We start from the raw sequence: 12,650 nt of genomic DNA, 5'->3' as shown, positions 1-12,650 counted from the left end.
CGAGGCGGCATCCGATGGGATCGAGCAGGTTCACGCACTGGCTGCAGGTGCCGCGCATCGCCGACCCGGTCGATCGCCGCAACGCGCCGATGCTGCAGCTCATCCTGCTGGCGCTTGGCACCCTGCCGCCGGTGCTGTGGCTTTACCGCATCTTCGGGACCGACATCCCCTGGCGCGACGGCGAGACCGTGAGTCTGTCGGCCAGCCTGCTGATCAGCACGATCGCGCTGTGGTCGGTGGTGCTGATCCGGCGCGGGCGGTTCCAGTGGGCGATCCGCCAGCTGATGGTGCTGGTCGCGGTGATCCTGGTGGCGTCGTACGCGCTCAGCGGGCTGGGCGCGCACATCTTCGAGATGCCGGTGCAGGTGCTGTGGCTGTTCGTGGCCGGGATGATGATCGGGCGCAGGGCGCTATGGGCGATGTATGGCGCGATCGCCCTCGCCCTGCTGCTCGGCGCCACGCACGACGTGATCACCGATACCGAGGAAGCCCGGCATGCGTTCGGCGACGCCGTCATCCGCTGCGTGATGTTTCTGCTGATCGCGCTGGTGATCGACCGCAGCGTCGCCGCGCTGCGCGAGAGTCTGAGAGAGGCGCTGGCGCATGGCGATGAACTCGAACGCGCCAACGCCCAGCTGCGCGATGAGATCATCGCGCGCGAACGGGCGCAGGCGCTGCTGCTGCACGCACAGAAGATGGAAGCGGTGGGGCGCATGGCGAGCGGGCTGGCGCACGACTTCGGCCACCTGCTGACCCTGGTCAACGGCCATGCCTACAACGCCCTGCACGCGACATCGCCGCAGGAGCGCGACGAGGCCATCGACGGCGTGCGCTCGGCCGCCGCGCGTGCCACGGCGCACGTGCGCAAGCTGATGCACTTCTCGCGCCGCGACCTCGCCCTGGCCGAGACCTTCGACGCGGCGGAAACGCTCGCGGGCATCGAGCCCATGCTGCGCCAGACGCTGGGCTCGCGCATCCGGCTGACCCTCGAACTGCCCGACTCCCCGGCGCCGGTCCGCTTCGACCGCGAACAGCTGGTGCTGGTGCTGCTCAACCTCGCGGCCAATGCCGCGGACGCGCTTCCCGACGGCGGGCACGTGTCGATCGCGTTGCGCGTTCCGGAATCGGGCGGGCTGGAGATCCACTTCGGCGACGACGGCCCCGGCATTCCCGAGGCGCTGCACGAGCTCGTGTTCGAACCGTTCTTCACCACCAAGCCCGAGGACCGAGGCACCGGCCTCGGCCTGGCCGTGGCGCGGGACCTGGTGGAAGGCGCGGGCGGCCAGCTGGCCCTCGCCCCCCACGATGCCGGCGCCGCGTTCGTGCTGCGCCTGCCGGCTGCCTTGCACGACGATTACCCGGACGTCGCCGCAGGCCCGGCGCCGGATGGCGCGTTCGCGCCCGGCTAGCGCTCCAGCACGTAGCCCAGGCCGCGCACCGCCTTGAGCGGCAGCGGTTCACCGGCGGCGTCCTGGCATTTGCGCCGCAGGCGGTAGACCAGCATTTCCAGCCGGTGCGGGTCGAACCCGTCCACGTCGCCGGTCAGGTGCCGGATCAGGGTCTCGCGCGAGACCGGCTGGTTGGGCCGCGTCGCCAGCACGCCCACGATCTGGCGCTCGGCGTGGTTCAGATCCACTGAAACGCCCGACGGCGCGCGCAGCGACCAGCCCTGGCGGTCGAGGCGCCAGCCACCGGCCGCGCCGTCGGCCGACGATTCGCCGCCCGCCAGGCGCCGGTGCACGTTGCGGACGGTCTCGACCACTTCCTCCATGTCCAGCGGCTTGACCAGGTAGGCATCCACCCCCGCCCGCAACCCGCGCAGGCGGTCGGCACCGCGCCCGTGGCCGGTGCACAGCACGATGCCCAGGTCGGGCGACAGGCCGCGCAGGTGGCGCGCGACCTCGACCCCGTCGTCGTCCGGCAGCCCGACATCCAGCAGCACCAGGTCGAACGGCGCACCGGCCCACAGGCGATAGAACTGCAGCGCGCTTTCCAGCCCGGTGACGTCGAACCCGGCCCGGCGCAGGGCCGGCAGCATGAGCTGCTCGCGCAGCTCGGCGTCGTCCTCGACCACCGCCAGCCGGCGGCGCTCCATCGGCATCCCGGAGTCGCCGGCCATCATCGCGTCCCCGTCCGGACGCAACGGTTGCGAGTGCACGACCACCTGCCTCGTCCCATCCACCTTCCCTTGCCGGAGCGCCGACGTATTCGCCACCATGGCCAGGGGCATGATACCCACGCACCCCTGCTGGAACCTGACGCGGCACGACGGGTCAGGCCGCGTGGGTGCAGCGACGGCGCGCCGCCCTTCGAGCTGGCTCGACCGCGAAGGCGCCCGATGCGGGCCCAGGTTCGCGACCCGTTACGATGGCGCGCCCCATCGAGCCCCGACCGTGCCGCACGCCACCGGACCCCTGCTCACGCGAGAGATTGCCGACGCGCTGCGCGCAGCGCGCGATGCCGGCGACGGCACCTGGACAGGCTCGCTGGACCTGGATCGCAGCACGACGCAGGCGGCGCTCTCGCCCGTGCACTGGCGCTGGCAGGACCGCGAGTTCCCCTATCCCGACCGGCTCAAGGACCGCACCATCCACTACTGGGATGGCGAGGCGTTCGTGCCCGCGTCGCGCTACGGCCGGGCGCTGTACAAGCTGGTGCCGACCGCCTGGGGCGCGCCGACCTTCGAGATCGACGGCATCAAGATGCTGCCGACCGCGAAGGTCTCGCCGTTCGAGGACGCGCGCGCCAAGGTGGCGCTGGTGGAACCGCGCGGGCGCCGGGTGCTCGATACCTGCGGCGGGCTCGGCTATTTCGCCGCCGGCTGCCTCGAAGCCGGCGCGGCGCAGATCCTGTCGTTCGAGAAGAGCGAGGACGTGCTGTGGTTGCGCACGCTCAATCCCTGGTCGCCCGACCCCGATGCGCCCGAACACGGCGGACGGCTGCAGCTGCGCCACAGCGACGTGTCGCAGGCGATCGCGCAGCTGCCCGATGCCGGCGTCGACGCCATCCTGCACGACCCACCGCGCTTCGGCATCGCCGGCGAGCTGTATTCTCAGGCCTTCTACGACCAGCTCGCGCGCGTGCTGCGCAGGGGCGGCAAACTGTTTCACTACACCGGCACGCCCAACCGGTTGACGAGCGGACGCGACGTGCCGCGCGAGGTGTCACGACGGCTGGAGACCGCGGGGTTCCGCACGCAGCGGGCGCTGGACGGCGTGCTGGCGCAGCGGCGCTGAGCTCCGTGCCTGACGCCGCGTCAGTCGGTCGCCGCCTGCGTCCCCGACGCGGCCAGGCGCGCATGGCGCGCGACCTGGCCGTCGGCCCAGAGCAGCTCCAGCGCCGTCACGCGCGGCCCCTCGCGCTCGAAGCGTACGCGCCGCGCCGGTTCGCCCTCGACGGTGAACAGCACGTCCGACAGCGGTCGCAACCGCAGGGGCGGCCGGCGACCCTGTCGCAGCTGCAGGCCCGCGCCGGCAGGTTCGATGCGCACCGCGCCGTAGTCGCCGGCGAAGGCCGCCAATGCCTCCGGCGCGAGGACGGTCGGCGTCGCGGTCGAGGCTTCCAGCGCCCAGCGCACGTCGTCGCCGGCACCGCGCGCCAGCAGCGACTCCCATGCAAGGTTGGTCGCCGCCTCCAGCGCCTGCGCACTGTCGACCGGCATGTCGGGCGCCACGCCCACGCCTTCCCAGTTGCCGCCCGTCACCGGGTTGACCGGTGAGCCGGTCGAGACGAAGACGCTGAAGCCATCGTCCAGCGCGAACGGTCGCCCCGGATTGGCGGCACCGCCGCTGGCCTCGCCCACCAGCGTGGCGCGTCCGGCGTGCTCGAGGGTGTAGGCGAAGGCCTCGGCCGCAGAACCGGTGCGCCCGCTCACCAGCAGGTACAGCGGCAGCGTCGTGCGCGGCGCCGCGTACGGCCGCGCCGGCGCTTCGGATTCCGTGCCCGCACGCGAACGGAAGGTGTTGTAGACCTCGCGCCCCGGCGCGAGGAACGCGCTGGCCAGGTAGCCCACCATTGCCGGCGAGCCGCCGCCGTTGTCGCGCAGGTCGATCACCAGCGCGTCCACGTGCGCCAGCAGCTGCAGCGCGGCGTCAATGGCGCGGCGCGCGGGGGCATCGGCCTGGTCGGGCTCGAAGTCGGCGAACAGGCGCAGGTCGAGATAGCCGACATTGCCCGGCAGCACCTGCACCTGCCGAATGCCGAAGTTGCCGCGCGCCGGGTCGAACGGCGGCCGCGGCCGGGGCGCGGCGCCGGCGCCCTCGCCTTCCTGCCATCGCACGTTGAAGTGACCGTCGTGCGGCTTCAGCGCGCTGGTGAGCGCCGAGGCGAGTTCCTGCGGGTTCGTCGCTGCATCGAACTCGCCGCGCGCCGCGGCGCTGCGCAGCCCGGCGGCGATCGACGCGGCCCGCGCCGGATCGAAGTACTCGCGCTCGATGATGTCGGCGACCTGCGCGCCCACGACGCGCGGTTCGGCGGCCAGGACGACGGCGGGCAGCCACAGCAGGGCGGCGAAACACAGCAGGACACGTCGCATCGGGGTTTCCGGAGCAAGGACTGGTCTGAACAGAGATGTACGAGGCGCAGGGAGCGTCGCAGCGGGCGGGTCCGTGCACCGCTGCACATGTGGCGACGGGCAGGATCCAGCCCTGCGCCCTCGGTCACCGGGAGGCAGTCGACGGGCGGAAGGACTGGCACGTTTCGCGCGCCTTCGATTGCGGAAGTGGTCGCATCCGTCGACTGGCTGCTTCCTCCCTCAAGTGCACGGCATCGCCTGGATGCCGGGCATCACCGGTGGACGGCCGGGACCGGCAGAAGAACATGACGCACAATGCCGGTCGACGCATGTCGGCGAAGGAACTGCCCGTGAAGCACAACACCGTCGTCCTGACGATCGTTCTCCTCATCATCGCGCTAGGCTGGACCGTCCTGTCCGCCCTGCAGGATGGGGCCAACATCGAGACCCATGTCGTCGCAGCCGAGCCTGCGCCATCGATGGCTCGCGACGCTCACGGTCAGCCGCAGGGTGCGATCGAGGCACGCGCATCCGGTTCGCAGGCGCCGCCTCGCGTGACCTCCGCACTGCGCACCAACCTCGATCTGCTCGACGACGATCCGCGATTGATCGCGCTCTCGATCGAGGAACTCGAGTGGATGGGCAGGCATTACTACCCCACACCGGAGGAGCTCGCCAGCCTGGACCGGCTGGACCTCGAGCGCCTTGCAGGCACGTCCGATCCCGGACTCCAGACGCTTCAGGGCCTGGCCTTGATCCAGCGCGGCGATATCGCCGGCGCACTTTCCGTCCTGCAGAACGCTGCGACACGCGGGTCGATCTATGCCTACCAGGAGGCGGCCGTGGCCCAGCACGCCCTGCTTGCGGAGCGACTGGGGCGGTCGCACGAGATCGATGCGGCACTGCGGGCGCAGCTGGAAGTCTCGAGGATTCTGGGAGACCACCGGGCCGGCCATCTCATGGCGCGGCATTTGCCGGATTTCGATCCGGCGGCCCATGCCGCGCTCGTGCAGCAGTACACCACCGAGTTCCTGCGCCAACTGGGAAGCAATGCCCAGGCGCTCGGCACGAACGCAGCCGGCCCCGATCCGCGCCCCAACCTGGCCCAGTGGAATGATCTGATCAGGCTGGCGGACGCCGGCGAGTCCGTCAGCGTGGAGGTGTACTCGGCCGGCGGACAGTGAGCGTCCACGCAAGGCGAGGGTCGCGCGCCGGGTAGGCGCGGTGCTCCTGGCAATGCGACGCGCAGCCGGGCGAACGGGGGACGGCGTCGATGCGCATCGACCCGGATGCGGCCTTCGGCCTTATCCGGGCTACACGATCCGTTGCACGTTCCGGGCAACCAGGTCCGTCGCGCGACCCGGATAACGGAGTTCCTCGCGCGGCCCCGCCAACGCAACCCACCGCGTAGCCCGGGTAAGCAAAGCGCACCCGGGGCAGGCGCCCCCCATCCACCTGCCGGGCCGACCCCGTGCCTTCGGCATCCTTGATGCCGCCACCATCCTTCCGCCGCGCACATTCACGCATGCCACCAGGATCCCCGAGCGCACGCCGCTACGGCCCCGCCAGCGCCGTCTCGATCTCCTCCAGCCGCCGCCCGCGCGTCTCGATCCCGTGCCGCAGCAGCATCCAGCCCGACAGCGCCATCGGCGCGGCGATCAGCAGCGCCGACCACGCGAAGTGGTCGAAGAAGCCGACCACGCCCAGGCCCGCGCCGAGGATGCCGCCGGCCTTCGAGCTGGCCGCGACCATGCCCGAACCGGTGCCGCGCAGGCGCACCGGGTAGATCTCGGCCGCGTACGGGATCAGCATTGCGATCACCCCGCTCACGCTGACCAGCAGCGCGGCCGTGGCCACCACCACCCACGCCTGGTCGCGCACCCCGGCGAAGCCCATCGCCGCGAACGCCAGCAGCGACAGCGTGGTGAACCCGATGAACAGCACCAGCGCGCGCACGCTGCTCCAGCGGTGGTACAGCCAGATCACCACCGCGATCCCGGGCAGCGCCAACAGCGCCGAGCGCGCGAGCAGGGCGCTGGCCGCACCGGCTTCCACGCCCAGTTCCACCAGGTTGGTCGGCAGCCACAGCAGGAAGCCGAAGTTCGCCAACCCCCAGGCCACGCCGCAGACCAGCAGCCCGGTGGTGATCGGCGCATGCCGCCCGTGCAGCAGCGCGCGCAGGCCGGTGACCGGATGCGATTCCTCGATCACCGGCGCGCCCGGATGCGCGGCGTCGTCCACCTCCACCGCACCGCGCCCCGGCCCGGCGAAGCGGCGCAGCACCTCGCGCGCGGCGGTGTGCAGGCCGGCGTTCGACAAAAACCGCGGCGACTCCGGGATCCAGCGGTTGAGCACGATGATCAGCGCGCCGGTCGGCAACCCGAGCAGCCACAGCACGCGCCAGCTGAATAGTGGTTCCAGCCACGCCGCCGCGCCTGCGGCCAGCAGATACCCGGCCGACGTGCCTACGCCGCCGAGCGCCACCAGCAGCCAGCCGCGGTGCGCGGCCGGCACGGTCTCGGCCATCAGGGTGAAGGTGATCGGCAACAGGCCGCCGGCCGACGCGCCCATCAGGAAGCACATCGCCAGGTTCCATTCGAAGGTCGGCATCGCGCCGCAGATCGCGGTGCCCATGAACATCAGCGCCGACAGCAGGATCGCCGCGCGCCGGCCGGCGATGTCGGCGATGCGGCCCCATACGATCGAGCCGACCGTGGTGCCGGTGAGCGCGAACAGCGCCAGCAGGCTGGAGGTGGACTTGCCGATGTCGTACTCGGCGCCCATGCCCGGCATCACGAAGCCGAGCGTGGCCGGCTTCATCACGTCCACCGCCAGGGCCACCACCAGCACCAGCACCAGGGTGGCGTGGGCGCGGTTGAGCGCCACCCCGTCGGCGACGTGGAAGTGCAGCTGCGCGCCGGGCGCCGACGCCGCCCCGGGCAGCCGCGGCAGCATGCCGAAGGCCGACAGCGCCAGCCCCACCGGGATCGCGGCCATGCCCAGCCACATCTCCGTGGTCATCGGCATGCCCACCATCTGCCAGTGCGTGTGCTGCCCCATCATGAACATCGGCGCGTGCGCGAACACCCCGCCCACCAGCAGCGCGCAGCCGAACCAGAAGGCGACGGGGTGGCGGAAGGCGAGACCGTTGATCATCGGGGGCCGCTGGGGATGGGTAAAGCGGCGGAGTTTGCGGCAACGCGAGCGGGATTGCATTCGCAAACGGCGGGCGTCCCAGTGCGCGGGCCATGGCCCGGACGGCGCGGTGCCGCAGAGGAGTCGCAGGCCGGTGCGAGGGTCGGCACTCGCGATGCCGGTACGGCCGGCCGCGGAGCCGAATCGACCCGTCGGCAACCGATTCGACATGCATGCAGGCAAGCGCGTCCCGCGCATCGCCACACCTGCCATATGCGCCCACGAATTCCGGCGGTGCGCAAGCCATTCCGCTTGCGCACCACCGGACGTCATTCCGGCATCCGCAACAGGTAGTAGCTCACCAGCCGTTCGACGACGGGCGGATCCAGGTTGGAAAGTCCCAGCACCACGACGCCCGACGCGGGGTAGATGCGCAGGTCGCCGTTCATGCCCGGCGCGCCGCCGCCGTGGCCGAAGAAGCGCACGCCGTCCTGTTCGCGCGCCATGAAGCCGTAGCCGTACCACGGGGTCTGGTTGCGCGTGGCCTCGGCCAGCAGGTCCGGCGACAGCAGGGTGCCGTCCTGCAGCGCGCGCGCGAACTTCAGCAGATCGCCGGCGGTGCTGTAGCCGCCACCCGCCGAGGTACCGCGGTATGGCAGCGTGTCGGCGGCATCCACCCACGCGTCATCGCGCCGCGTGTAGGCCACTGCGCGGCCGGGCACCGCGACGTCCTCGGGCAGAGAACCGCTGTCGCGCATGCCGGCCGGGCCGAACACGTGCGCGTCGACGTAGTCGTAGTACGACTGCCCGCTCGCCTGCTCGATGATCCTGCCCAGCAGCAGGAAGCCATAGTTCGAGTAACGCTGTTCCGTGCCGGGCGCGTGTTCGGTGCCGCGCGCGCCGTACAGCCGCACGTAGTCCTCGTGCGTCTTCAGCGACAGGCGCTTCGCGTCGAACTCCGGCCCGAAGATGTCGCCAGTGCCGCCCGCGTGCGTGAGCAGCTGGCGGATCGTCACTTGCGCGACGTCCGCGTTCGGATAGCCGCGCAGCACGGCGCCCACGGTGTCGTCCAGCGACAGCTGGCCCGCCTGCACCAGCTGCAGCGTCGCCACCGCGGTGAACATCTTGTTCATCGAGCCGACGCGGAACTTCGTGTCCATCGCGACCGGCGTGCCGGCAGCGCGATCGGCCGTGCCCCAGGCGCGCTGCAGCAGCACCTCGTCGCCCCGGGCCACCAGCAGCACGCCGGAGAACGCGTCCTTCGCCGCCTGCGCATCGGCCTTCGCCACCAGCGCGTCGAGTGTGTCCTGCTGCGACAGGCGTGCGACGCGCAGGTCCTCCGGCGGCTCGACCACTTCGATCTCCAGCCGCGCATGGCCTTCGGGCGTGATCGTGGCGGCGATGCGCGCGACGCTGTCGGATTCACGTTCCTGCACCAGCGCATGCGCCGCGCCAGCGGGCGCGTCCTCGCGCCGCACCAGGCGGAAGCCGCCGGTGTCGTTGCGGAAGGCGAGCATCCGCTCGACGTCCAGCTCCGGGTTCCAGCGCTTCGCATAGGCCTCCAGCGAGGCGCGGTCGCCGGCGTTGAACGCCGCCAGCCAGGCATCGGCGGCCTGGCGCGCGCGGGCGGCCGCATCGGTGCCCGCCAAGGCCGCGGCGGGAGGAGCCTTGTTCTCCGCGAGTGCGGCGAAAGACGGCTTGCAGGCCGCAAGCGGCAGGCAACAGGCGAGCAGCAGGGCGAGAGATCGGGTCATGGCGGTCACCGGCAGGGAGTCCTGCGTGGGGATACGGTGCGGGGGTATCCGGTTGCACCGCCCGCAACCGGATCCGGCTTGCGCGCAAGCACGCGCAACCCACGCGTCGCGACACCCTGCTTGCACGCCAGTGAATTCCGGTCGCGCGCAAGCGGAATCGGCTTGCGCGCGAGTGAAAACCAGTCGCGCGCCACCGGAAGCCATTCGCGCGCGAGCGGATTTCACCCGGCCGTAGACCTCCACCATGCCAACCGCAAGCGAATTTTGCTTGCGCGCCACCGGTATTCACCTGCGCGCGACCGGGTTCTGCTTGCGCACGGGTGAAATCCGGCGGACGGCGGGTGAATCCGGCTTGCGGAGGGGTCCATGGGCACGCCGAGGCCGGTCCTCAGAAATCCGCGTCGAGCACGATCCGGTAGCGCGCCTTGCCGGCGCGCAGGTGGTCCAGCGCTTCGTTGGCCCGGCTCATCGGGAAGTGTTCGGTCTGCGGCGCCACACCGTGGCGGGCGGCGAAGCCGAGCATGCTGTCGATCGCGCCACGCGAGCCGGTGGGCGAACCCGACAGCGCCTTCTGCCCCGAGATCAGCGAGAACGCCGACACCGCGATCGGCTGCAGCGGCACGCCCACCACGTGCAGCTGCCCCTTGGGCGCCAAGGCCGCGACCAGACTGAGCCAGTCCAGCGAGGCGTTCACCGTATCGATGATCAGGTCGAACGTGCCGGCAAGCCGCTTCAGCGCCGCGGCATCGCCGGTGGTGACCACGCGGTGCGCACCGAACGCGCGCGCCTCCTCTTCCTTGGAGGCGCTGGTGGTGAACGCGGTGACCTCGCAGCCCCAGGCCCGGCAGAACTTCAGCGCCATGTGGCCCAGCCCGCCGATGCCGACCACGCCGACCCGCGCGGTGGGCGCGATGCCCAGCTCGCGCAGCGGCGCGAACACGGTGATGCCGCCGCACAGCAGCGGCCCGGACTCGGCCGCGTCCAGGCCTTCGGGCAGCGGCACCACCCACACCCAGTGCGCGCGCACCTTCTCGGCGAAGGCGCCGTGGCGCCCGCCCAGGGTGGGCTGCACCTCGCGGCACAGGTGCTGGTCGCCGGCCAGGCAGGCCGCGCAGTGCAGGCAGCTGCGCGCATTCCAGCCCAGGCCCACGCGCTGGCCCAGCGCGACGCCCCTGGCATGTTCGCCCAGCGCCGTCACCCGCCCCACCGCCTCATGGCCGGGCACGAACGGATAGGCGGTGAAGCCCCATTCGTTGTCCAGCATCGACAGGTCGGAATGGCAGAGACCGCAGTGCTCGACCGTCATCTCGACCTCGTCGGCGCCCAGCGGGCCGGGGTCGTACTCGAAGGGTTCCAGCGGGGCGCCGGCTTTCGGGGCGGCCCAGGCGCGGTAGGGGGTACTCATGGTCGGGACCTCCGATGGAGTAGCCCCGCACGATACGCCACCGCCTGTCGTCGCACGTGTCGGGGCCGTCCTCACCGCGTGCCGCTGGAGAAAGCGTGCGCGACTCCATGGTTGGAATGAAGCCATCCGGCGAGTCCATCGCTCTCCACTTGACCCGGCCATAGCCGCGCCTTCTACTCCCGCAATCGAGACACTGTGTCCGGGGGGAGCATGAGGGGGCAGCGAGTGGTCGGACGTCGCATCACCGCGGCAATGGTCGTACTCCTGGTCGGAACCGTGGGCAGCCTTGCACGCGCCCAGACCCCTGAAGAGACGTTCTACCGGCAGCGGGTCCTGGAGGCCTGGACCGCAGCGCAGGCGGAATCCCACGCACGCGCGGACTCGCTGTTCGGGGACGTGATCAACGACGCGCGCTTCGATCAGCTGCCGGAAAACGAGCGTCGCCGACTTCTGTCGGCCGCTGCATGGAGCGCGGCCCAGAATGCGCGTCTGACCACCGCGGCTGCCTGGTATGCGCGCGTTGCCGAGCTGGGTAGCGACGATCCCGACGACTGGTACCGCATGGGCCTGGTCGCCCTGGACCAGCAGGACCGCGATTCGGCCGCACGCGCGATGACCGTGCTGATTGGCCGCTGGCCCGAACTGCTGCCCAACCTGAGCCCCGACCTCCTCTACCCGCTCGCACAGCTGGGCGACACCAGCACCGCCGACCGCGTGGCCTTCCAGCAGGCACTCTTCGACGCCAACTGGAAAGGTGGTAGTGCGGGCACGCCGAGCGGCGTCTGGTTCAACCTGGCGCGCAACCGCCTGATCCAGGGGGATGTGGAACGCGCGCGGATCGTCGCGCGCCGCATCACGGATCCGGAAACGCTGATCCAGATGCGCGCCGACCGGCGCTTCGACGCCCTACTCGACCCATCCACCTGGCGCGCCAATGTGGCCCACGCCAACGCCCGCGAAATCGAGCGAATGCGCCTGCTGGTGGACGCCTATCCGGACCAACTCGAGCCGATCGTCTCGCTTGGCCACCAGCTCCTTCTTGGGGGACACCATCCGGAGGCCATCGCACTGAGTGACGCCACGCTGGCGCGCATCGCTTCCGCTCCGCTGGATGCGCCACCGTTCGACGACCTGGAGCGCCAGGTCTGGCTGATGAACCACAAGTCCCTGGCCCTGCGCAGGACAGGCCACATCGAAGAAGCCGTCGCCGAGCTACAGCGCGCCAGCCGCCTGGGCGAGGACGGCCTTCCCAATATCAGCCAGGCGCTCAACCTGGGCAGCCTCGAATGCGACCGGGGCCGTCCCGAAGCGGCGCTTGCCGCCGCTGCCACCGCAGGCGAGGAAGGCATGAGCCCTTACGGCAGAGCCGTCCGGGCCGCTATCCGCCACTGCGCCGCACTCCAGCTCGATGATCCGGCCGGCGCCGCGGCCGCAGTGGACGAACTGTCCGGACTCGTCGACGACGCGCCGATCAGGTATCTGGAAGCCCTGGTCTGGGACGGGCAGCCAGACCGTGCGGCCGCGTTGATGCGCGAACTGCTTCTGTCCGACGAACAGCGATCACAGGCACTGGAATGGGCGCAGGACTGCCGGCTTCCGGAACCTCTACCCGTCCAGGTGCAGGAGCGCGCACTCAGGCAAGCCTTCCTCGCCCGACCCGACGTGCTGTCCGACATCAAGGCTGTCGGGCGCATCGACAGCTACGATCTCTACTGCCACATCAACGGATGAGCCGCCGCCTCTATCAGTCTCGTGGCAACCGCTGACCTACGAACTCAACCTTCCCCCGTTCTTTATGCCGTGGCTTCCCCAACGTGAGGTGTCGCTCCCAAACCATCAACGT

9 protein-coding genes are annotated in these 12,650 nt (G+C 70.9%); 4 read left to right on the top strand and 5 right to left on the bottom strand.

Annotation, left to right across the window (positions count from 1 at the left end):
- Positions 1–14: 14 nt before the first annotated feature.
- The gene (locus tag QFW81_RS14370; RefSeq protein ID WP_280579722.1) at positions 15–1,409 is read left to right on the top strand and encodes a sensor histidine kinase; all 1,395 of its coding nucleotides are present in this window, start codon (positions 15–17) and stop codon (positions 1,407–1,409) included.
- Here the strand turns inward: QFW81_RS14370 and QFW81_RS14365 are convergent.
- Entirely contained in the window at positions 1,406–2,119 is a 714-nt protein-coding gene (locus tag QFW81_RS14365; protein WP_280579721.1) for a response regulator transcription factor, read from the bottom strand. The two genes, QFW81_RS14370 and QFW81_RS14365, sit on opposite strands and share 4 nt — an antisense overlap.
- Positions 2,120–2,393: 274 nt before the next feature.
- Between QFW81_RS14365 and QFW81_RS14360 the strand changes: the two genes are divergently transcribed.
- Positions 2,394–3,236: a class I SAM-dependent methyltransferase gene (locus QFW81_RS14360; RefSeq protein ID WP_280579720.1), complete on the top strand. Its 843-nt coding sequence runs from the start codon at positions 2,394–2,396 to the stop codon at positions 3,234–3,236.
- A gap of 20 nt (positions 3,237–3,256) precedes the next feature.
- On the opposite strand, the gene QFW81_RS14355 is transcribed toward QFW81_RS14360, so the two are convergent.
- A complete protein-coding gene (locus tag QFW81_RS14355; protein WP_280579719.1) occupies positions 3,257–4,534 on the bottom strand; it encodes a S41 family peptidase in 1,278 nt (425 codons plus the stop codon).
- Positions 4,535–4,818: 284 nt separating this feature from the next.
- Here QFW81_RS14355 and QFW81_RS14350 point away from each other — a divergent pair, with 284 nt between their 5' ends.
- A complete protein-coding gene (locus tag QFW81_RS14350) occupies positions 4,819–5,697 on the top strand; it encodes a hypothetical protein (RefSeq protein WP_280579718.1) in 879 nt (292 codons plus the stop codon).
- A gap of 370 nt (positions 5,698–6,067) precedes the next feature.
- On the opposite strand, the gene QFW81_RS14345 is transcribed toward QFW81_RS14350, so the two are convergent.
- The 3 genes from QFW81_RS14345 to ahr all read right to left on the bottom strand — a co-directional run bounded on the left by QFW81_RS14345 (position 6,068) and on the right by ahr (position 10,807).
- Positions 6,068–7,669 (bottom strand): MFS transporter, encoded by a 1,602-nt coding sequence (locus QFW81_RS14345; protein ID WP_280579717.1) that lies wholly within the window; start codon positions 7,667–7,669, stop codon positions 6,068–6,070.
- 308 nt (positions 7,670–7,977) lie between these two features.
- Entirely contained in the window at positions 7,978–9,402 is a 1,425-nt protein-coding gene (locus tag QFW81_RS14340) for a serine hydrolase domain-containing protein (RefSeq protein ID WP_280579716.1), read from the bottom strand.
- Positions 9,403–9,790: 388 nt separating this feature from the next.
- A complete protein-coding gene (gene ahr / locus QFW81_RS14335) occupies positions 9,791–10,807 on the bottom strand; it encodes an NADPH-dependent aldehyde reductase Ahr (protein WP_280579714.1) in 1,017 nt (338 codons plus the stop codon).
- Between the two features lie 252 nt (positions 10,808–11,059).
- Between ahr and QFW81_RS14330 the strand changes: the two genes are divergently transcribed.
- On the top strand, positions 11,060–12,538 hold the full coding sequence (locus QFW81_RS14330; protein WP_280579713.1) for a hypothetical protein: 1,479 nt from the start codon (positions 11,060–11,062) through the stop codon (positions 12,536–12,538).
- The last annotated feature ends 112 nt before the right edge of the window (positions 12,539–12,650 follow it).

It is taken from the genome of Luteimonas kalidii (genome assembly GCF_029887935.1).
GTDB lineage: Bacteria > Pseudomonadota > Gammaproteobacteria > Xanthomonadales > Xanthomonadaceae > Luteimonas > Luteimonas kalidii.
The sequence above is the reverse complement of the archived record's forward strand: the minus strand, read 5'-3'. Positions and strand labels throughout refer to the sequence as shown.

What these genes read in the sequence shown, in the direction of transcription:
- QFW81_RS14345 (WP_280579717.1), bottom strand. Translation starts at nt 7,669, where the DNA reads ATGATCAACGGTCTCGCCTTCCGCCACCCCGTCGCCTTCTGGTTCGGC.
- ahr (WP_280579714.1), bottom strand. Translation starts at nt 10,807, where the DNA reads ATGAGTACCCCCTACCGCGCCTGGGCCGCCCCGAAAGCCGGCGCCCCG.
- QFW81_RS14330 (WP_280579713.1), top strand. Translation starts at nt 11,060, where the DNA reads ATGGTCGTACTCCTGGTCGGAACCGTGGGCAGCCTTGCACGCGCCCAG.
- QFW81_RS14355 (WP_280579719.1), bottom strand. Translation starts at nt 4,534, where the DNA reads ATGCGACGTGTCCTGCTGTGTTTCGCCGCCCTGCTGTGGCTGCCCGCC.
- QFW81_RS14370 (WP_280579722.1), top strand. Translation starts at nt 15, where the DNA reads ATGGGATCGAGCAGGTTCACGCACTGGCTGCAGGTGCCGCGCATCGCC.
- QFW81_RS14350 (WP_280579718.1), top strand. Translation starts at nt 4,819, where the DNA reads ATGACGCACAATGCCGGTCGACGCATGTCGGCGAAGGAACTGCCCGTG.
- QFW81_RS14365 (WP_280579721.1), bottom strand. Translation starts at nt 2,119, where the DNA reads ATGGCCGGCGACTCCGGGATGCCGATGGAGCGCCGCCGGCTGGCGGTG.
- QFW81_RS14340 (WP_280579716.1), bottom strand. Translation starts at nt 9,402, where the DNA reads ATGACCCGATCTCTCGCCCTGCTGCTCGCCTGTTGCCTGCCGCTTGCG.